General features: G+C 75.2%; 19 protein-coding genes. 13 read left to right on the top strand and 6 right to left on the bottom strand.

All coding sequences use genetic code 11. The annotated features are described in order from the left end of the window. Window positions 1-31 precede the first annotated feature (31 nt). A complete protein-coding gene (locus DNK53_RS15400) occupies window positions 32-733 on the top strand; it encodes an aspartate/glutamate racemase family protein (RefSeq protein WP_110183239.1) in 702 nt (233 codons plus the stop codon). A gap of 39 nt (window positions 734-772) precedes the next feature. Here DNK53_RS15400 and DNK53_RS15395 read toward each other — a convergent pair whose 3' ends face one another. The 4 genes from DNK53_RS15395 to gcvT are packed head-to-tail and all read right to left on the bottom strand — an operon-like array spanning window position 773 to window position 3,888. Further along, complete coding sequence (locus DNK53_RS15395; RefSeq protein WP_110183238.1) at window positions 773-1,585, bottom strand: thymidylate synthase; 813 nt, start codon at window positions 1,583-1,585, stop codon at window positions 773-775. A gap of 27 nt (window positions 1,586-1,612) precedes the next feature. Further along, the gene (locus tag DNK53_RS15390; protein ID WP_110183237.1) at window positions 1,613-2,494 is read right to left on the bottom strand and encodes a PhzF family phenazine biosynthesis protein; all 882 of its coding nucleotides are present in this window, start codon (window positions 2,492-2,494) and stop codon (window positions 1,613-1,615) included. Then, entirely contained in the window at window positions 2,491-2,745 is a 255-nt protein-coding gene (locus DNK53_RS15385; RefSeq protein WP_110183236.1) for a hypothetical protein, read from the bottom strand. Before DNK53_RS15385 ends, DNK53_RS15390 begins: the two co-directional genes overlap by 4 nt. Then, on the bottom strand, window positions 2,746-3,888 hold the full coding sequence (gcvT, locus tag DNK53_RS15380; RefSeq protein ID WP_110183235.1) for a glycine cleavage system aminomethyltransferase GcvT: 1,143 nt from the start codon (window positions 3,886-3,888) through the stop codon (window positions 2,746-2,748). Between the two features lie 64 nt (window positions 3,889-3,952). On the opposite strand from gcvT, the gene DNK53_RS15375 reads away from it, so the two are divergent. From DNK53_RS15375 to DNK53_RS15330, 10 genes are all read left to right on the top strand, one after another. After that, window positions 3,953-5,464 (top strand): leucyl aminopeptidase, encoded by a 1,512-nt coding sequence (locus DNK53_RS15375; RefSeq protein WP_239456575.1) that lies wholly within the window; start codon window positions 3,953-3,955, stop codon window positions 5,462-5,464. A 4-nt stretch (window positions 5,465-5,468) separates the two neighbouring features. Further along, a complete protein-coding gene (locus tag DNK53_RS15370; RefSeq protein WP_110183234.1) occupies window positions 5,469-6,059 on the top strand; it encodes a nucleotidyltransferase family protein in 591 nt (196 codons plus the stop codon). A gap of 44 nt (window positions 6,060-6,103) precedes the next feature. Beyond that, window positions 6,104-6,973, top strand: a complete 870-nt coding sequence (locus DNK53_RS15365; protein WP_110183233.1) for an AAA family ATPase — start codon at window positions 6,104-6,106, stop codon at window positions 6,971-6,973. Then, window positions 6,970-8,094 (top strand): vWA domain-containing protein, encoded by a 1,125-nt coding sequence (locus DNK53_RS15360; protein WP_110183232.1) that lies wholly within the window; start codon window positions 6,970-6,972, stop codon window positions 8,092-8,094. The genes DNK53_RS15365 and DNK53_RS15360 overlap by 4 nt, the downstream gene beginning before the upstream one ends. Beyond that, window positions 8,087-9,214 (top strand): XdhC family protein, encoded by a 1,128-nt coding sequence (locus DNK53_RS15355; RefSeq protein ID WP_110183231.1) that lies wholly within the window; start codon window positions 8,087-8,089, stop codon window positions 9,212-9,214. Before DNK53_RS15360 ends, DNK53_RS15355 begins: the two co-directional genes overlap by 8 nt. A 33-nt stretch (window positions 9,215-9,247) precedes the next feature. Continuing rightward, entirely contained in the window at window positions 9,248-10,447 is a 1,200-nt protein-coding gene (locus tag DNK53_RS15350; RefSeq protein WP_110183230.1) for a sigma-54-dependent transcriptional regulator family protein, read from the top strand. Window positions 10,448-10,533: 86 nt separating this feature from the next. Further along, window positions 10,534-10,998 (top strand): (2Fe-2S)-binding protein, encoded by a 465-nt coding sequence (locus DNK53_RS15345; RefSeq protein ID WP_110183229.1) that lies wholly within the window; start codon window positions 10,534-10,536, stop codon window positions 10,996-10,998. Beyond that, window positions 10,995-13,478, top strand: coding sequence for a xanthine dehydrogenase family protein molybdopterin-binding subunit (locus DNK53_RS15340; protein ID WP_110183228.1), 2,484 nt, complete (start codon window positions 10,995-10,997; stop codon window positions 13,476-13,478). Before DNK53_RS15345 ends, DNK53_RS15340 begins: the two co-directional genes overlap by 4 nt. Continuing rightward, on the top strand, window positions 13,475-14,329 hold the full coding sequence (locus DNK53_RS15335; protein WP_110183227.1) for an FAD binding domain-containing protein: 855 nt from the start codon (window positions 13,475-13,477) through the stop codon (window positions 14,327-14,329). Before DNK53_RS15340 ends, DNK53_RS15335 begins: the two co-directional genes overlap by 4 nt. A 1-nt stretch (window position 14,330) precedes the next feature. Next, the gene (locus DNK53_RS15330) at window positions 14,331-15,059 is read left to right on the top strand and encodes an SRPBCC family protein (RefSeq protein ID WP_110183226.1); all 729 of its coding nucleotides are present in this window, start codon (window positions 14,331-14,333) and stop codon (window positions 15,057-15,059) included. A gap of 10 nt (window positions 15,060-15,069) precedes the next feature. Here DNK53_RS15330 and DNK53_RS15325 read toward each other — a convergent pair whose 3' ends face one another. Continuing rightward, complete coding sequence (locus DNK53_RS15325; RefSeq protein WP_239456574.1) at window positions 15,070-15,441, bottom strand: hypothetical protein; 372 nt, start codon at window positions 15,439-15,441, stop codon at window positions 15,070-15,072. Window positions 15,442-15,598: 157 nt separating this feature from the next. Here DNK53_RS15325 and lpdA point away from each other — a divergent pair, with 157 nt between their 5' ends. After that, window positions 15,599-16,978 carry a dihydrolipoyl dehydrogenase gene (gene lpdA, locus DNK53_RS15320; protein ID WP_239456573.1) on the top strand — a complete coding sequence of 460 codons (1,380 nt, stop codon included), beginning with the start codon at window positions 15,599-15,601 and terminating at the stop codon, window positions 16,976-16,978. 29 nt (window positions 16,979-17,007) lie between these two features. Beyond that, on the top strand, window positions 17,008-18,891 hold the full coding sequence (sucB, locus tag DNK53_RS15315) for a 2-oxoglutarate dehydrogenase, E2 component, dihydrolipoamide succinyltransferase (protein WP_110183224.1): 1,884 nt from the start codon (window positions 17,008-17,010) through the stop codon (window positions 18,889-18,891). Between the two features lie 47 nt (window positions 18,892-18,938). Here sucB and DNK53_RS15310 read toward each other — a convergent pair whose 3' ends face one another. Beyond that, window positions 18,939-19,982, bottom strand: a complete 1,044-nt coding sequence (locus tag DNK53_RS15310) for an SGNH hydrolase domain-containing protein (protein WP_162599980.1) — start codon at window positions 19,980-19,982, stop codon at window positions 18,939-18,941. Window positions 19,983-20,009 lie beyond the last annotated feature (27 nt).

Below are 20,009 nucleotides of genomic sequence, written 5' to 3'. Positions count from 1 at the left end.
TGGGGCCCGGCGCCCGGCGGACCATGGCGGCATGACGACGCTGGGAATCATCGGGGGCATGAGCTGGCACTCGACCGTGGACTACTACACGCGGCTCAACGAGGCGGTGGCACGGGCCCGCGGAGGTCACCACTCCGCGGAGCTCCTGCTCGCCTCGCTCGACTTCGGCACGGTGCGTGCCATGCAGGTCGCCGGCGACTGGGACGGCGCGGGTCGGCTGCTCGGCGACGCCGGCCGGCGGCTGGAGGCCGCAGGGGCGGACGCCCTGCTGATCGCCACCAACCTCATGCACAAGGTCGCCCCCGCGGTGGAGGCGGCCGTCGGCGTCCCCCTGCTCCACATCGGCGACGCGATCGCCGACGCGGCGGTCCGCGACGGTCACCGCACGCTCGGGGTGGTCGGGACCCGATGGGTCATGGAGGAGACGTTCTACGCCGAGCGGCTCGCCACCCACGGCCTCGACTGCGTGGTGCCAGACGCCGCCTCGCGGCAGCTGGTCGACGACGTGATCTTCTCCGAGCTCACCCTCGGCGTGGTCCGGGAGGAGTCGCGCGCGGCGTACGCCCGCGTCTTCACCGACCTCGCCGAGCGCGGCGCGGACGCGATCGTCCTGGCGTGCACCGAGATCCAGCTCCTCGTCGAGGCCGGGGACAGCCCGGTCCCGCTGGTCGACTCGATGGCCGCGCACGCCGACCACGCCGCCCGGTTCGCGCTGGGCGCCCCCGTCTCCTGAGCCGGCCCGCGCAGGCCTGGCGCGGGTCGACGGGGCGGCTCAGACAGCGATGGGCGCCTTGATGCCTGGGTGCGGGTCGTAGCCCTCGACCCGGACGTGCTCGAGGTCGAAGGCGTCGAGCTCGGTGACCGACGGGTCGAGCCAGAGGGTCGGCAGCGCCCTCGGCTCCCGCGTCAGCTGGAGCCGCGCCTGGTCGAGGTGGTTGAGGTAGAGGTGCGCGTCGCCGAGCGTGTGGACGAAGTCGCCCACCCGCAGCCCGGTCACCTGGGCGACCATGTGGGTCAGCAGGGCGTAGGAGGCGATGTTGAACGGCACCCCCAGGAAGACGTCGCCGCTGCGCTGGTAGAGCTGGCAGGAGAGCCTGGCCGGGCCGCCGTCGTCGGCGGGCGCGACGTAGAACTGGAACATCGTGTGGCAGGGGGCGAGCGCCATGTCGGGGATGTCGGCGACGTTCCAGGCGCTGACCAGGTGCCGGCGGCTGTCGGGGTCGCGGCGGACCTGCTCGACCACCTGGGCGAGCTGGTCGACGTGCCGCCCGTCGGGCGTGGGCCAGGACCGCCACTGGTGGCCGTAGACGGGGCCGAGGTCGCCGTTCTCGTCGGCCCACTCGTCCCAGATGGTGATGCCGCGGTCCTGGAGCCACTTCACGTTGGTGTCGCCGCGCAGGAACCACAGCAGCTCGCCGAAGACGCTGCGGGTGTGCACCTTCTTGGTGGTCACCAGCGGGAAGCCCGCCGAGAGGTCGAAGCGCATCTGGTGGCCGAAGACGCTCAGCGTCCCGGTGCCGGTCCGGTCTCCCTTCTCCACGCCCTCGTCGAGGATCCGCTGGAGGAGGTCGAGGTAGGCCCGCATGCGCGCCACCCTAGTCGGTGCGTGCCGCTAGCGAGGGCCGAAGGCCACCCGGCCCTCGATCGCGGTGGTCGTGCTGCCCCCGACCCAGGTGGTGCTCGCCCCGGTCGACCCGTCCGCAGGCACGGTCTCCACGTGCACCCGCCCGAGGCGGCCCATCCCCGTGCCCTGGGCGGCGACGTACGACGTCGGGAGCCGGCCGGCGGCGACCAGCCACTGGGCCAGGCCCGCGTTGAGGCTGCCGGTCACCGGGTCCTCGAAGCGGTCGAAGAAGGCGCGCACCTCCACGTGCGCACCGACCGCCGCCCGCTCCCCCTCGGCGTGCACGCCGACCACGCCGACCTTGAGCCCCGCGAGGGCCGACCCGTCGGGCTCCAGCCCCAGCACCGTCCCGGCACCGTCGAGCAGCAGCCCCATCCAGCCGGGGCCGTTGTCCACCCACGCGGCGTCGAGGAGGCGGCCGGGGTCGAGGCGGAGCGCGGCGACCACCCGCGCGACGTCGCCCGGGGCCACGGGACCCGAGCGGACCAGCGGGGGCGCGGCGAAGGCGAGCCGCTCGCTGCGCCGCACCCGGACCAGCCCGGCCGCGCACTCCTGGACCAGGTGCTCGTCGGAGGCGGGGCGACCGCCCGCCTCGAGCCACGCGTGGGCGCTGCCCAGCGTGGGGTGCCCGGCGAACGGCAGCTCGCCCCTGCCGGTGAAGATCCGCAGCCGGTAGTCGGTCCCCGGCAGGGTCGGCTCCAGCAGGTACGTCGTCTCCGAGAGGTTGGTCCAGCGGGCGAAGGCGGCCATCTGCTCGTCGGAGAGGCCGTCCGCGGCGTGCACCACCGCGACCGGGTTGCCGGCGTGGGGGCGGTCGGAGAAGACGTCCACCTGGCTGAACCGGAGTCCGGCGCCGGGCGACCCGGTCATGCGTGCAGCGACATCGGCCCGTAGACGGTGCGCCCGTCCTCGTGCAGGGTCACGGCGTCGACCCCCTGCTCGGCGAGCTCGGCCCAGAACTCCCCCACCCAGGACTCGGCGTCGGCCTGGCTGGTGAAGCGCTGGCCCGCGAGCTCGCCGGTGACCTCCACCTCGGCGCCCGCGGCGTCGAGCAGGGCCCACCACCAGGGGCGCTCGGCCTGGGCGGGCTGGCGGAACGTGGTCGGCTGGTCGGGCAGCATTCAGTCCTCCCTGACGGACGGCTCGACGAACGGCGGACGGACGAGCTGGAAGATCTCACGGCGGCCCCGGACGTCGACCCCGACCTCCGCGTCGGCCGCGACCATGGTCGGCACCAGGGCCAGGCCGATCCCCTTGCGGAGGGTCGGGCTGAAGGTGCCGGAGGTGACCTCGCACAGCGGCACGTCGGGCAGCAGGCTCACCGACATCCCGGGGCGCGGGATGCCGCGGCCGGTGGCCAGGAGGCCGCGCAGCACCCGCTGGGGCCCCTCCTCCTTCTGGGCGAGCAGCGCGTCGCGACCCCAGAAGCGCTCCTTCTGCCAGCCCACGGCCCAGCCCAGCCGGCCCTCGAGCGGGGTCACGTCGGGGCCGATGTCCTGGCCGTGCAGCGGGTAGCCCATCTCGGTCCGCAGCGTGTCGCGGGCGCCGAGCCCGCAGGCGGTGACGCCGAGGTCGGCTCCCGCGGCCATGAGGGCGTCCCAGACCGCGGGGGCGAGGTCGTTGCGAACCACCAGCTCGTAGCCGCGCTCGCCGGTGTAGCCGGTGCGGCAGACCACGAGCGCCTGGTCGCCGGCCTCCCCCTCGCCGGCGCCGTCTCCTGCCCAGGCCGCCTCCACGAACGACATGTAGTCGTGGCCGGCCGGCAGCCCCACGGCCGTCAGGAGCTCGTCGGAGGAGGGACCCTGCACCGCGAGCACCGCGTAGTCGTGGTGGTGGTCGGTGATCCGGACGCCGTCGGGCGCCTGCGCCGCCAGGCGGCGGGCCACCTCGGCGGAGTTGGCGGCGTTGGGCACGAGCAGCACGTGCTCGTCGTCCTGCAGGTAGGCGATGAGGTCGTCGACGATGCCCCCCGTCGCCTCGTCGCAGCAGAGCGTGTACTGCGCCTGGCCCGGGGTGATCCGCCCGAGGTCGTTGGTCAGCGTCGCGTTGACGAAGTCGGCGGCGCCGGGACCGTGCACCAGCAGCTTGCCGAGGTGGGAGACGTCGAAGACGCCCACCGCGTCACGGACGGCCGTGTGCTCCTTGACCACGCCCGTCGCGTACTCCAGCGGCATCGACCAGCCGCCGAAGGCCGAGAACTTGGCGCCGAGGGCCTCGTGGCGCTCGTGCAGGGGTGACTGGTGGAGCTCCTCCGTGCTGGCCATGCGACCGAACCTACCCCAGTCCGGGCCCTGCGGAGCGGGGGTGGGCCGCGGCTATCCTGCCGGGGTGACGACGACCTACACGCTCCGCAAGGCCAGTCCCGCCAAGACCAGGGCGGACGCGGTGGTCGTCGGCGTCCGCCAGGGCCCGAAGGGGCCCGAGCTGGCCCCGGGTGGCGAGGACGTCGGGGCAGCCTTCGGCCGCAAGCTGCGCCCGCTCCTCTCCTCGATGGGCGTCACCGGCAAGGCCGGCGAGGCGGTGCGGATCCCCACCGGTGGCACCCTCAGCACCCCCGTGCTCGTGCTCGTCGGCCTCGGCACCGGCACGGACCTCGTCTCGGTGCGGCGGGCCGCGGGGGTCGCGGCCCGCAACGTCCGCAACGCCGCCTCCGTCGCGCTCGCGCTGCCCGCCGACGAGCCCGCCCTGGTCGCGGCGGCGGTCGCGGGCTTCCGGCTCGGGGGCTACACGTTCACCCGCTACAAGCAGGCCGACGGCGACGACACCCCCGCCGACCTGGTCGTCCTCTCCCCCCTCGCCCGCGACGACGCGGCCCGGGCGGCGTTCGAGGAGGCGCAGGTGGTCGCCGAGGCGGTCGCCACGACCCGCGACTGGGTCAACGAGCCGCCCGGCCGCTTCACCCCCGCCCTCTTCGCCGACGCGGTCACCGAGGCCCACCGGGTCGCCACCAAGGGCCGCGGCGCCCCGAAGGTGACGCTCGAGGTCCTCGACGAGGAGGCCCTGTCCGGGCTCGGCTGCGGAGGCATCCTGGGCGTCGGTGCCGGGTCCGACGCCCCGCCGCGCCTGGTCAAGCTCGACTACCGCCCCAAGGGCGCCGTCGCCCGCATCGCCCTGGTCGGCAAGGGGATCACCTTCGACTCCGGCGGCCTGACCATCAAGCCCTCGAGCAGCATGGGCACGATGAAGTCCGACATGGCCGGCGCCGCTGCGGTGCTCCAGGCCACCCTGGCCGTGGCCCGGCTGGGCCTGCCGGTGGCCGTCACCGCGTGGGCCCCGATGGCCGAGAACATGGTCTCCGGCTCCGCCACCCGGCCCGGCGACGTCCTCACCATCCGCGGCGGCCGCACCGTGGAGGTCCTCAACACCGACGCCGAGGGCCGGCTCGTGCTCGCCGACGCGCTGGTCCTGGCCGGCGAGGAGGAGCCCGACCTCGTCGTGGACGTCGCCACCCTCACCGGCCACATGGTGCTCGCCCTCGGCGACAAGGTCTGCGGCGTCCTGGGCACCGACGAGACCGTCGAGCAGGTGCTGGCGGCGGGCGAGCGGTCCGGCGAGGCGCTGTGGCCGATGCCCATCCCCGAGGAGATGTCGGAGCGGATCCGCAGCAGCAAGGTGGCCGACCTCGCCCAGCACGACTGGGTCCGCTGGGGCGGCGGGCTGTACGCCGCCGCCTTCCTGCGCGAGTTCACCGACGGGCGGCCGTGGGCCCACCTCGACATCGCCGGCCCGTCCTTCAACTCCGGCGGCCCGTTCGGCGAGTGGACGTCGGGCGGCACCGGCTTCGGCGTGGCCACCCTGGTCGAGCTCGTGCGCGGCCTGGCCGCGACGGCCACCGACTGACCCCGTGCGCGTCGCCGGGCTGCTGCTCGCCGCGGGGGCCGGCACGAGGTTCGGCGGGCCCAAGGCCCTGGCCCGCGAGGCCGACGGCACGGCCTGGCTCACCCGCTCCCTCGACGTCCTGTCGCTCGCCGGCTGCTCCCCCTCGGCGGTGGTGCTCGGCGCCGGGGCCGGGGAGGCGCGCGCACTCCTGGCCGCGGAGGGGACCCCGCGCGAGGTCGACCTCGTCGACTGCGCCGGCTGGGCCGAGGGCATGGGGGCCTCGCTCCGCTGCGGCCTGCGGCACCTCGAGGCAGCCCCCGCCGACGTCGTCGCGGCGCTGGTGCACCTCGTCGACCTCCCCGACGTCGGCGCGGCCGTGGCGGCCCGGCTGGTCGCGGCGGCCGACGGTCCCGAGGTCCTCGCCAGGGCGGCGTACTCCGGGCACCCCGGGCACCCCGTGCTGCTCGGGCGGGCCCACTGGGCGGCCGTGCTGGGCTCGGCGCGCGGCGACCGCGGGGCCCGCGACCACCTGGCCGCCCACCCGCACCGCCTGGTGGAGTGCGGCGACCTGGCCCGGGGGCTCGACCGGGACGAGCCCGGACCGGACGAGCGCTGACCGGCCCAACCCTCGACCAACGCCCGCGCGCCTACCCTGCAGGCATGGAGACGGTGGACGAGGTGGCTGCGGCACTGCGCCGCACGGGCTACGTCTGCGACGACTCGCTGGCCGTCGTGGTCCACCTCGCGCGCCGCATGCAGCGGCCCCTGCTCCTCGAGGGCGAGCCCGGCACGGGCAAGACCTCGTTGGCCGAGGCCCTCGCCGAGGCGCTCGACCAGCCGCTGGTCCGGCTCCAGTGCTACGAGGGCATCGACGCCACCCAGGCCCTCTACGACTGGGACTTCCCCCGCCAGGTGCTCCACCTGCGGGCCCTGGAGGCCGCCGGCGCGGCCGCCGACGCCGAGGAGGCGGAGAAGGGTCTCTACGACGAGCGGTTCCTGCTCGCCCGGCCCGTGCTGCGCGCGCTCCAGCAGGCGCCCGCGGTGCTGCTGGTCGACGAGGTCGACCGCGCCGACGACGAGTTCGAGGCGTTCCTCCTGGAGGTCCTCTCGACCTACCAGGTCTCCGTCCCCGAGCTCGGCACGGTGCGGGCCGCGACCCCGCCGCTCGTCGTCCTGACCTCCAACCGCACCCGCGACCTGCACGACGCCCTCAAGCGTCGCTGCCTCTACCACTGGATCGACCACCCCGACCTGGCCCGGGAGGTCGCGATCGTCCGCTCCCGCGCCCCGGAGGTCCCCGAGGCGCTCGCCCGACAGGCCGCGGAGGTGGTCCAGGCCCTGCGCCACGAGGCGGACCTGGTGAAGCCGCCCGGGGTCGCCGAGACCCTCGACTGGGCCCGCGCCCTGCACCACCTGGGCGTGGCGCAGGTGGACCTCGACTCCGCCGCCCGCACCCTCGGCGCCCTGGTCAAGCACCGCGAGGACACCGACCGGGCGAGGCGGGCGCTGGCGCGGATGGTGGCGCGATGAGCACCGTCCCGGTCCACGCCCCGGCCGACGAGGCCCTGCTGGGGCTCGCGCGCGCGGCCGGGGACGCCGGGGTGCCGGTCACCCCGGACCGGGCGCGGGGGTTCCTCGAGGCCGTCGCCACCCTCGGCCTCGGCGACCGGGCGGCCACCCGGCAGGCGGGCCGGGCCACCCTCTGCTCCGGGCCGGAGGACCTCGCGCGGTTCGACGCCGTCCTCGACGCCTGGTTCGGCGCCTGGCACGACGGCGACGGGCCCCGCGCCGCCCCGTCCGCGCCGCCCCCGCCGACCGAGCGCCGCGCCGAGCTGGCCCCGGACGCCGCCGACGAGGGCGGCGACGCCGAGGAGCGGCTGCGCGCGACCGCGAGCGGGACGGAGGTGCTGCGGCACCGCGACGTCGCCGACCTCGACGACGAGGAGCGCCGTCGGCTGGCCGGCCTCTTCGAGGGGCTGCGTCCGGTGGCCCCGCTGCGCCGGTCGGCCCGGCACCAGCCGTGGCGGCGGGGCACGGTCGACCTCCCGCGCACGCTGCGCGCCTCGCTGCGGCTCGGCGGCGAGCCGGCCCGGCTGGAGCTGCGCCGGCGGGCCCGCCGCCCGCGTCGGGTCGTGCTCCTGGTCGACGTGAGCGGCTCGATGGGTCCCTACGCCGACGCGCTACTCAGGCTGGCCCACCGGTTCGTCACCGCCTCCTCCGGGCCGGTGGAGGTCTTCACCGTCGGGACCCGGGTCACGCGGATCACCCGGGCCCTCGCCCTGCGCGACCCCGACCGGGCGCTGGCCGCGGCCGGAGACGTGGTGCCCGACTGGGCGGGCGGGACCCGCCTCGGCGAGTCCCTGCGCTTCCTGCTGGACCGCTGGGGGCAGGCCGGTCTGGTGCGAGGGGCCGTGGTCGTCGTGCTCAGCGACGGCTGGGAGCGGGGCGACCCCGACCTCCTGGGCGAGCAGGCGGCCCGCCTCGGGCGGCTCGCCCACCGCACGGTGTGGGTCAACCCCCACCGCGGCAAGCCCGGCTACGAGCCGGTGCAGGGCGGGGTCAGGGCAGTCCTCCCCCACGTCGACGACTTCCTGGCCGGACACTCCCTGGCCACCTTCGCCGACCTCGTGGAGGTGGTCCGCCGTGCGTGAGGTGCTCCCCCAGCTGCTGTCGTGGTGGCGGGCCGGCGAGAGCGTCGGCGTCGGCACCGTGGTGGCCACCTTCCGCTCCGCCCCCCGGCCGCCCGGCGCCTCGATGCTGGTCGGGCCGGACGGCGCCGCCTTCGGGTCGGTGTCGGGCGGGTGCGTGGAGGGGGCGGTCTACGAGCTGGCCCGCGACGTCGTCGGCTCGGGGCGCCCGGTCCTGCAGCGGTACGGCGTCTCCGACGACGACGCCTTCGCCGTGGGGCTGACCTGCGGGGGCGTGCTCGACGTCTTCGTCGAGAAGGTGGACCGCGACTCGTTCCCCGAGCTGGAGGAGGTGGCCGCCGACCTCGAGGCCGGTCGGCCGGTGGCCGTGGCCACGGTGATCGCGCACCCCGACCCCGACCGGGTCGGTCTCCGCACCCTGCTGCGGCCGGGCGAGCCGCCGCACGGCTCCCTGGGCTCGCCCCGGGTCGACGCGGCGGTCCACGACGACGCGCTGGGGCTCCTCGCGGCGGGGCACCACGCCGTCCTCGGCTACGGCCCGGACGGCGAGCGGCGCGGGGAGGGGCAGCAGGTCTTCGTGTGGGCCTTCGCTCCCCCGCCCCGGATGGTCGTCTTCGGGGCGATCGACTTCGCCGCGGCCGTGGCGAGCGTGGGCTCGTTCCTCGGCTACCGCGTGACGGTCTGCGACGCCCGCCCGGTCTTCGCCACCCCCGGCCGCTTCCCCGAGGCCGACGAGGTGGTGGTCGAGTGGCCGCACCGCTACCTGGCCGCCGAGGCCGGGGCGGGGCGCGTGGACGGGCGCACGGTGCTGTGCGTGCTCACCCACGACCCGAAGTTCGACGTCCCCCTGCTCGAGGTTGCGCTCCGGCTGCCGGAGGTGGCCTACGTCGGGGCGATGGGCTCCCGCCGGACCCACGAGGACCGGACCCGGCGGCTGCTGGAGGCCGGGGTGACCGAGGCGGAGCTCGCCCGGCTCCGCAGCCCGATCGGCCTGGACCTCGGCGCACGCACGCCCGAGGAGACGGCCGTCAGCGTCGCGGCCGAGATCATCGCCCACCGGTGGGGCGGCTCCGGCGCTCCGCTCGCCCGCACCGACGGGAGGATCCACGGCGCCGACGTGTGACCGCGCTCACACCCGGGCTGCTACGGTCGGCCCATGCACGGCTCCCCGCTGGAGGCGCAACGACAGGTGGCGCTGCGGGCGTGGACCGCCCTCGTGCAGGAGCACGGCGCCGAGGGCGCGGCCGCCGTCCGCCCCGAGATCCGGCAGAGCTGGCGGCGGTCGAGCGGCGTCCCGACCGCCCTGACGGCCGCGCCGCTGGCCGACGAGGACGACACCCGCGAGCTCTGGCTCCACTCCCCCCTGAGGGTCGCGGTCTCCCGGGTCGCCGAGGACCTGCGCCGCACGGCCGAGGACGGGGACCTCGTCCTGGCCGTGACCGATCCCGACACCCGGCTGCTCTGGACCCACGGCGGCCGGGTGATGCGCCGGCGCGCCGAGAGCGTGAACTTCGTGCCGGGGGCCCGGTGGGACGAGGGCAGCGTGGGGACCAACGCCCTGGCCCTGGCCAACCGGCGGAGCCGGCCCTCCAAGGTCTTCAGCGCCGAGCACTACGCCCCGATCGTGCACGGGTGGGTCTGCTGGGCGGCCCCGGTCCGCGACCCCGGGTCCGGCCGGGTGCTGGGGGTGGTCGACCTCTCCACCACCTGGGACCGGACCCACCCGATCGGCTTGGCCACCGCCCGGGTGCTGGCGCGCCTCATCGAGGACGCCGTCCCGGTGACCCCGCGCCAGGGGCTCTCGCTCCGCCTGCTGGGCCGCACGGAGGCGGTCCTGGACGGCGAGCGGCTCCGCCTCACCCGCCGGCAGGCCGAGGTGCTGGCCCTGCTGGCGCTGCGCCCCGACGGCCTCTCCCTCGACCAGCTGCGCACCCAGCTCTACGGGGACCACCCGGTGACGGCCTCCACCGTGAAGGCCGAGGTCTCGCACCTGCGCAGCCTGCTGGGCGGCAGGCTCACCTCCCGCCCCTACCGGCTGGACCTCCCGGTCCGGACCGACGTCGAGGAGGTCCTCGACGCGCTGCGCGCGGGCGACGCGCGGGCCGCCGTCACGGCGTACGGGGGCGAGCTGCTCCCCGGCACGGAGTCGCCGGCACTGGTCGAGACGGGGGCGTACGTCGCGGTGGCGCTGCGCGAGGCGCTCCTCGCCCACCCCGAGCCGGAGGCGGTCCTGCGCTACAGCGAGCTGGTCCCCTACGACACCGCGGTCGTGGAGGCCTGCCTGGCCAGCCCCGGGGCCCACCGGCACCCCGCCGCGCCGCTCCTGCGCGGTCGGCTCGCGGCCGCCCGGGGCTGAGCGGCCGGTCCGGTCCGGACCAACCCTCCGCCAACCGTCCGGCCCTAGCGTGACCTGCGTCACAGCCCGACCGACCAGGAGGCGCCATGGCCCGGATCACCCTCACCGTCGACGGCGAGCAGGTCACCGACGACGTCGAGCCCCGCACGCTGCTCGTCCACTACCTGCGCGAGCACCTCGGGAAGACCGGCACCGTGATCGGCTGCGACACCAGCAACTGCGGTGCCTGCACCGTCCACCTCGACGGGCGCAGCGTGAAGAGCTGCAACGTCCTGGCGGTCCAGGCCGACGGCCACGAGGTCACCACCATCGAGGGGCTGGCCCGGGGCGGCGAGCTGCACCCGGTCCAGGAGGCGTTCCGCGAGTGCCACGGGCTGCAGTGCGGCTTCTGCACCCCCGGGATGATCATGCAGAGCATCGACCTGCTGGCCGAGAACCCCAGCCCCACCGAGGACGAGGTGCGCCACGGCCTGGAGGGCAACCTCTGCCGGTGCACGGGCTACCACAACATCGTGCGCTCCGTGCTGCACGCGGCGGGAGGTGCCCAGTGACCGTCACCGAGGAGCGCGGCGCCGCCGCCGCCGGCGAGAAGGCCGAGATCGGGCGAGCCCGGCGACGCAAGGAGGACCAGCGGCTGATCACGGGCCGCACCCGGTGGACCGACAACCTCGTGCTGCCGGGGATGCTCCACCTCGCCATGGTGCGCAGCCCCTTCGCGCACGCCCGGATCGCCTCGATCGACACCGACGCCGCCCGCTCCGCCCCGAACGTCGTCGGCGTCTTCACCGCCGCCGACCTGGCCGAGCTGCAGGGCGTGCTGATCAACGCGTGGCCGATCACGCCCGACCAGAAGGCCCCCACCCACACCCCGATCGCCACCGAGCGCGCCACCTTCGCCGGCGAGGTCGTCGCGGTGGTGGCGGCCCGCAGCGCCGCGGCGGCCCGGGACGCGGCCGAGCTGGTGGACGTCGACTACGAGGAGCTGCCCGCCGCGCTGGACCTCAAGGAGGCGGCGGCCGACACGGTCCTGGCGCACCCCGACCTCGGCACCAACAAGTCGGCGTACTGGGTCTTCGACTCCGCCCAGGCCGGGACCGGCGGCGACGTGGAGGAGGCCATCGCCGCCGCCCGCGCGGACGGCATCGTCATCGAGCGCGAGTACCGGCAGCAGCGGCTGATCCCCGCCTTCATGGAGCCGCGCAGCGTGCTCTGCGACCCCACCGGCGAGCAGCTGACCCTCTGGACCTCCACCCAGGTGCCGCACATCGTCCGCTTCGCGCTGGCCGCGACCACCGGGATGCCCGAGTCGAAGATCCGGGTCGTCGCCCCCGACGTCGGGGGCGGCTTCGGCGGCAAGCTGCAGACAACCCCCGAGGAGTGGATCACCGTGGCCGTCGCCCGGCACCTCGGGCGGCCCGCCAAGTACACCGAGACCCGCTCGGAGTCGCTGGTCGCCGGCCACCACGGCCGGGACCAGTGGCAGACGCTCACGCTGGCCGCCACCAAGGACGGGCGGGTCACGGGGCTCAAGGTCGAGCTGCTGGCCGACCTGGGCTCCCACGTCTCGCTGGTCGGCGGCGGCGTCCCGGTGCTCGGGGCGTTCATGTTCAACGCGATCTACAAGTTCCCCGCCTACCACTTCGCGGTGCAGACGGTGCTGACCAACAAGACCTGGACCGACGCCTACCGGGGCGCGGGCCGGCCGGAGGCGACCTTCGCGATCGAGCGGCTGATGGACGAGCTCGCCACCGAGCTCGGCGTGGACCCCCTCGAGGTCCGGGAGCGCAACTGGATCACCCACGAGGAGTTCCCGTTCACCAGCGTGTGCGGGCTCGAGTACGACTCGGGCAACTACGAGGCCGCCACCGCGAAGGCCCGGGAGATGTTCGGCTACGACGAGCTGCGCGCGGAGCAGGCCCGGCGCCGCGAGGCCGGCGACCCGGTCCAGCTCGGCATCGGCGTCTCGACCTTCACCGAGATGTGCGGGCTGGCGCCCAGCCGGGTGCTCGGCTCGCTCGACTACGGCGCCGGCGGCTGGGAGCACGCGAGCGTCCGGATGCTCCCCACCGGGACCGTCGAGGTGGTGGTCGGCGTCAGCCCCCACGGGCAGGGCCACGAGACGGCGTTCAGCCAGATCGTCGCCGACCGGCTCGGCGTCCCGTTCGAGGCGGTCGAGATCCTGCACGGCGACACCCAGGTCTCGCCGCGCGGCCTGGACACCTACGGCTCGCGCTCCCTGGTGGTCGGCGGCGAGGCGGTGGTCAAGGCGGCGGACAAGGTGGTCGAGAAGGCCCGGGTCGTCGCCGCCCACCTGCTCGAGGCGAGCGCCGACGACCTCGAGTTCCGCGACGGCCGCTTCACCGTGCGGGGCACCGACCAGGGGATGGCCCTCACCGAGGTGGCCTCCGCGGTCTTCGCCGCCCACGACATGCCCGAGGGTGTCGAGCCCTCGCTGGACTCCGACGCCACCTACGACCCGGAGAACTTCTCCTTCCCGCACGGCACCCACCTGTGCGCGATGGAGGTGGACACCGAGACGGGCGCCGTGAAGATGCGCAAGTACGTCGCCTGCGACGACGTCGGCAACATCATCAACCCGCTGATCGTCGAGGGCCAGGTGCACGGCGGCCTCGTCCAGGGCATCGCCCAGGCGCTCTGGGAGGAGGCGGTCCACGACGACGCGGGCACGCTGGTCTCGGGCTCCTTCGTCGACTACCTGCTGCCGACCGCGGCGGACACCATCAGCTTCGACGTCGACCACACCACGTCGCCGGCGACCTCGAACTCCCTGGGCACCAAGGGAGTCGGCGAGGCCGGCACGATCGCCTCCACCCCGGCCGTGGTCAACGCCGTCGTGGACGCCGTCCGCCACCTCGGCGTGAACGACGTGCGGATGCCGTGCACCCCGGAGCGGGTGTGGCGGGCGATCCAGGACGCCCGCGCGGCGCAGGAGCCCACCGAGCCCGCGGCGATGCCGCACTTCGACGCCGACGAACCGGGCCGCAGCAGCACGGAAGGAGCAGGCGCATGATCCCGGCACCGTTCGACTACCTCGCCCCCACCACGGTCGAGGAGGCGCTGGCCGCCCTCGCCGAGCACGGGGACGACGCCAAGGTCGTGGCCGGCGGGCAGTCCCTCCTCCCGGTCCTGAGGATGCGGCTCAACACCCCCGAGGTGGTCGTGGACCTCGGGCGGATCGACAGCCTGCGCGGCATCCGCGAGGAGGGCGACCACCTCGTCGTCGGCGCCATGACCACCCACCACGAGGTGCGCACCAGCGACCTCGTCCGCACCCACGCCGCCGTGCTCGCCCACGCCACCGACCAGCTCGCCGACTCCCAGATCCGGCACCGCGGCACGCTCGGCGGCGCCCTCGCGCACGCCGACCCCGCGGGCGACCAGGGCGCCTGCGTCCTGTCGCTGGGGGCCGAGCTGGAGGTCACCGGCCCCGGCGGCGCCCGGACGGTCCCGGCCGACCAGTTCTTCCTCGGCCTCTTCGAGACCGCCCTCGGGGACGACGAGATCCTCACCGCGGTGCGGATCCCCAAGCACACGGGGTGGGGCGGCCACTACGAGAAGTTCGTCCGGGTCGTCCACCAGTGGCCGATCGTGGCGGTGGCCGCCTCGGTGCGGCTCGAGGGCGGCACCATCGCGGAGGCCCGCGTCGGGCTGACCAACATGGGGCCCACCTACCTGCGCGCCCGCGGCGTCGAGGAGGCGCTCGTCGGGGCGACGCCCACCCTCGACGGCGTCCGGGAGGCGGCTGAACGGGCGACCGAGGGCACCGACCCGCCGAGCGACCTCAACGGGGACGCCGACTACCGCAGGCACCTGGCCGGCGTGCTCACCGCACGCGCCGTCGTGGCGGCGGCGGGGGGCTGAGGTGGAGCTCGAGCACTCCTTCTCGCTGCCCCTGCCCGTCGAGGAGGCCTGGGCCGAGTTCCAGGACATCGGGTCGCTGGCGGAGTGCTTCCCCGGCGCCACGGTCAGCTCGGCGGACGCCGAGGGGTTCGCCGGGTCGGTGAAGGTCAAGCTGGGGCCGATCGCACTGGTCTACAACGGGTCGGGGACCTTCGTCGAGCGCGACGAGGTGAGCCGCCGGATGGTGATCGACGCGAAGGGCAAGGACAAGCGCGGCAACGGGACGGCCGGCGCCCACGTGGTGCTCCAGATGTCCGCGGCCGGGTCCGGGACCGGCGTGCGCGTCACCACCGACCTCTCCATCACCGGCAAGCCCGCGCAGTTCGGTCGAGGGGTGATGCAGGACGTCTCGGACAAGCTGCTGGGCCAGTTCGTCTCCTGCCTCGAGCAGCGGCACGCCGCTCCGGAGGTGGCGTCCGCCGAGCCGCCGGGGCAGGGTGCTCCGGGGCCCTCGGGAGCCTCGGGACCGTCGGGCGGACCCGAGCTCACCTCGCCCGCCGCCGTGGCCGGGGTGGACGCCGCCCCGCCCGTGGGCGGCCAATCGCCGCCGGTGCGCGGCCAGGCACCGCGCGGGCAGGACGCGCTGGACCTGGGGAGCGCCGCCCTCCCCGTGCTCGTCCGGACCTACGGGCCGTGGCTGCTGGGGGCGCTGGTCGTCCTCGTGCTGCTGCGCCGGCTGCTGGGCCGCTGAGGCAGCACCCTCACAGCGGGCCGCCCCCGGCCTTGCGGCGCCTGTTGTAGTCGCGCATCCGCTGCGGGACGCCCACCACCGCCGCGTCGTACGACGGCACCCGGTGGTGGTTGCAGAAGCTGTGGGCCCACTGCACCGAGGGGACGCGGCGCCGCGTCCACTCGCCGTCGTGGGCCACCAGCAGCAGCGTCACGTCGCTCACCGCGGTGCGCGGCTCCACGAAGCCCTCCACCCCGCGCCGGGCGGCCACCCACGCGTTGAGGTGGTCGGTGTCGGCCGCGTTCGCGGCGCGCACCGTGGTCGAGCCGGTGCGGGCGGTGTCCCCGGCGGGACGCCGCATGCGCCCGGAGCCGCGACGACGGAAGCGGTCGAACAGTCCCATGCGCACAGTGTGACGGGTGGACCCCCGCCGAGGCGGTGCTGGACACGATTGCCAAGGGTGCAAAGATGGGGCCTACCGCGTGGCCGGCGTCACGCGGGCACGACTTCACATCGCAGGACTCCGGATGGCAAGACACTGGTGGGAGGGAACCGACAGCGTGGCTGCGGCCGATTACGACGTACTCATCCTCGGGGCCGGATCCGGCGGCTACGCGTGCGCGCTGCGCGCGGCCCAGCTCGGTCTCTCCGTCGGGCTCGTCGAGAAGGGCAAGCTGGGCGGCACCTGCCTGCACGTCGGCTGCATCCCGACCAAGGCGCTGCTGCACGCCGCCGAGGTCGCCGACTCCGCGCGTGACGGCGCCAGCTTCGGGGTGCTGAGCAGCTTCGAGGGCATCGACATGGCCGGGGTCAACGCCTACAAGGACGGCGTCGTCCAGCGCCTCTTCAAGGGACTCACCGGGCTGGTCAAGGGCCGCGGGATCACGGTCGTCGACGGCGAGGGCCGGGTCACCGGACCCCGCGAGGTCACCGTCGACGGACAGGTCCTCACCGGGCGCCACCTGGTGCTGGCGACCGGTTCGCGCCCCCGCACCCTTCCCGGGCTCGAGGTCGACGGCGAGCGGGTCCTGACCTCCGAGCACGCCCTGGCCCTGGACCACGTGCCGTCGTCGGTCGTCGTCCTGGGCGGCGGGGTGATCGGCTGCGAGTTCGCCAGCGTCTGGCGCAGCTTCGGGGCGGAGGTGACGGTCGTCGAGGCCCTCCCCCGGCTCCTCGCCGGCGAGGACCCCGCCTCCTCGAAGGCCCTCGAGCGGGCCTTCCGCAAGCGTGGCATCGCCCTGCGGACCGGGACCCGCTTCGAGTCCGTCCGCCACACCGAGAAGGGGGTCGCCGTCGCCCTCGAGGGGGGCGCCGAGGTCGAGGCCGACCTCCTCCTCGTCGCCGTCGGCCGCGGCCCGGTCACCGAGGGGCTCGGCCTCGAGGAGCAGGGCATCGCGACCGACCGCGGCTTCGTGCTCGCCGACGACCGCTGCCGCACCAACATCGACGGCGTCTTCGCGGTCGGCGACATCGTGCCCGGCCTGCAGCTGGCCCACCGGGGCTTCGCCCAGGGCATCCTGGTGGCCGAGGAGATCGCGGGGCTCTCCCCCGCCCCGATCGACGAGGCCGGCATCCCCCGGGTGACCTACAGCCACCCCGAGGTGGCCTCCTGCGGCCTCGACGAGGAGACCGCCCGGGAGCGCCACGGGGACGACGCGGTCACGACCGTCACCTACGACCTCGGCGGCAACGGCAAGAGCCAGATCCTGCGCACCCAGGGCTTCGTCAAGCTCGTCGCCCTGCGGGACGGCCCGGTCCTGGGCGTCCACATGGTCGGCGACCGGGTGGGCGAGCTCATCGGCGAGGCCCAGCTGGTCTACGGCTGGGAGGGCCACGCCGCCGACGTCGCCCCTCTCGTCCACGCGCACCCCACCCAGAACGAAGCCCTCGGCGAGGCCCACCTCGTCCTGGCGGGCAAGCCCCTCCACGCACACTCCTGACCACCCACCCTCGAGACGACAGGAATCCCATGGCCTCCGAAGTCACCCTCCCCGCACTCGGCGAATCAGTCACCGAAGGCACCGTCACGCGCTGGCTCAAGCAGGTCGGCGACGAGGTGGCGGTCGACGAGCCCCTGCTCGAGGTCTCCACCGACAAGGTCGACACCGAGATCCCCTCCCCCGTCGCCGGCACCCTGCTGGAGATCAAGGCCGAGGAGGACGACACCGTCGAGGTGGGCGCCGTGCTGGCGGTCGTGGGCGAGCAGGGCGAGTCCGCCGGCGACGCCTCCGGCGCCGCGGAGCCCGAGGCCCAGCCGCAGGACGAGCAGGAGTCCGAGAAGAAGGCCGAGCAGGAGGAGCAGGTCGCCCAGGAGACCGGCGACCTGCCCCCGGGCGACTCGACTCCCGAGTCGGAGAAGGAGGAGGCGCCCGCCCAGGAGCAGCCCGCCGCGCAGGAGGCCGCCCAGGAGTCCGGTGGCTCCGGTGGCTCCGGCGGCGGTGGCTCCACCCCCGTCACCCTGCCCGCGCTCGGCGAGTCGGTGACCGAGGGCACCGTGACGCGCTGGCTCAAGCAGGTCGGCGACGAGGTGGCCGTCGACGAGCCCCTGCTCGAGGTCTCGACCGACAAGGTCGACACCGAGATCCCCTCCCCCGTCGCCGGCACCCTGCTGGAGCAGAAGGTCGCCGAGGACGAGACGGTCGAGGTCGGCGCCGAGCTGGCCCTCATCGGCTCCGCCGACGCCGCGCCCAGCCAGGCGGCGGAGGAGCCCCAGCAGGAGGAGCCCCAGCAGGCCGAGGAGGCCGAGGAGGCCGAGGAGGCCGAGCAGTCCCAGCAGGAGGAGCCCCAGCAGGAGCAGGCCGCCCAGGCGCAGCCGCAGCAGGCCGAGCAGCCCCAGCAGGAGCAGCCCAAGCAGGAGGTGGCCGCCCAGGAGCAGCCGCAGTCCTCGCCGCAGTCGGCCCCGGCGCCGAGCCGGGACGACGACCAGAGCACCTACGTCACCCCGTTGGTCCGCAAGATGGCGGCCGAGCACGGCGTGGACCTGGGCCAGGTGAAGGGCACCGGCGTCGGCGGCCGGATCCGCAAGCAGGACGTGCTGGACGCCGCCGCAGCGGCCAAGGCCGCGACCGAGGCCCCGGCCGCTGCCGCGCCCCAGTCCGCGCCCGCCGCGCCGTCGGCCCCCGCGGCCGCCGAGGCGTCGCCGCTGCGCGGCCGCACCGAGCCGATGTCGCGCCTGCGCAAGGTGATCGCCTCGCGGATGGTCGAGTCGCTGCAGACCAGCGCCCAGCTCACCACGGTCCTCGAGGTCGACGTCACCGCGATCTCGCGCAAGCGGGACGCGGTGAAGGCCGAGTTCCTGGCCCGCGAGGGCGTCAAGCTCTCCTTCATGCCGTTCTTCGCCAAGGCCGCGGTCGACGCCCTCAAGGCGTTCCCGATGGTCAACGCGACGATCGACACCGAGAAGGGCGAGGTGACCTACTTCGACCGCGAGAACCTCGCGATCGCGGTGGACACCGAGAAGGGCCTCCTCACGCCCGTGATCAAGGACGCCGGCGACCTGTCGATCGCCGGGCTCGCCCGCAAGATCGCCGACGTCGCCGAGCGCACCCGCAGCAACAAGATCACGCCCGACGAGCTCTCCGGCGGCACCTTCACCCTGACCAACACGGGCAGCCGCGGCGCGCTCTTCGACACCCCGATCATCAACCAGCCCCAGGTGGCGATCCTCGGCACGGGTGCCGTGGTGAAGCGGCCCGTCGTCATCGACGACCCCAACCTGGGCGAGACGATCGCGGTCCGGCAGATGGCCTACCTCGCGCTGACCTACGACCACCGCCTGGTCGACGGCGCCGACGCGGCGCGGTTCCTCAGCGACGTCAAGGCCCGGCTGGAGGCCGCCGCCTTCGACGTGTGACCCGCCGGGTCCGCCCCGCGGGCCCGAAGCACGACCCGGGAGGGCCGTCAGCCGAGGAGGCCGGCGGCCCTTCCGAGCACCCGGGCCAGGTACGTCGCGTAGAGGCGGCCGACCGTGAAGCCGTCGCGGTGCACCACCAGGCCGTCCACGACGGCGGGGCAGCGCCGCCGGGTGCAGAACCACGGACGGGTGTCGACGTACGTCGCGTCGCCCCGTGCCGCCGTCCGCTCCTCGCCCCGTCGGTGGACCTCGAAGGTCCCCCGGCGCGGGTCGGTGCCGCAGCGCCGGACGTCGCGACGCCGCTGCAGGCAGGTCTGGACGTCGTGCCCGGGGTAGGGGGTGTCCCCCAGCACGACCACGCGGGTCCCTTGCGACGCCAGCTCCTCGAGCGAGCTGAGCAGGCCCTCCTGCCACAGACCGTTCTCGGCAGGCTCCGGCACCCAGCCGTTGCCCGGGGTCGCGCGGCCGAGGGAGACCGGCGCACCGTCGCTCACGAGGCTGGTGCCGCGGACCGCGCCCGCGACCAGCACGACCTCGGGGGCCTGCTGCGCGACGATGTCCAGGGTGCCGGCGTTGAACTGGTCGCACTCGGCGTAGGGACGCTCCTCGGCGTGCAGCCAGGCCGTCGTCCCGGTCAGCGGCGGGCAGCCGTACTTGGTCCGCACGTCCACCCGCCACCCCTCCTCCAGACCCAGGGCGTCGAGGGCCGGGATCCACTGCGCGGCGTGCACGTCGCCCCACAGCAGCACCTCGCGGTCGGCGTCGAGGTCGCCGAGCAGGCACCGCTCGCCGTGCTCGACCGCGAGGTAGCCGAGGACGCACGCCTGGTGCCGAGGGGCGAGGGAGTTGCCCCGCGCGACGAGGGCGGCGGGCGGCAGGACGTCGTCGGGCAGGGTGCGGAGCGACACCCCCCGTCGCAGCGCCGCGCGCACGGTCTCCAGGTCGGGCGCCGGCGCGACGGCGGGGGCGGGGACGGCCTCGTCCGGCGGCGCGGGCTCGTCCTGCTCACCCCCGGTGCAGCCGGCGACGAGCGCGACCAGCAGCAGCGACACGAGGGCCGAGCGTGCGCGTACCGGCGTCCACGGGAACATGCCGGGACCCTAGAGGACAACCAGCGA

Origin of the sequence: Nocardioides solisilvae (assembly GCF_003194625.1) — a bacterium.
Lineage (GTDB): Bacteria > Actinomycetota > Actinomycetes > Propionibacteriales > Nocardioidaceae > Nocardioides > Nocardioides solisilvae.
Note: the sequence above shows the minus strand (reverse complement) of the source record. Positions and strands in the feature narration are given on the sequence as shown.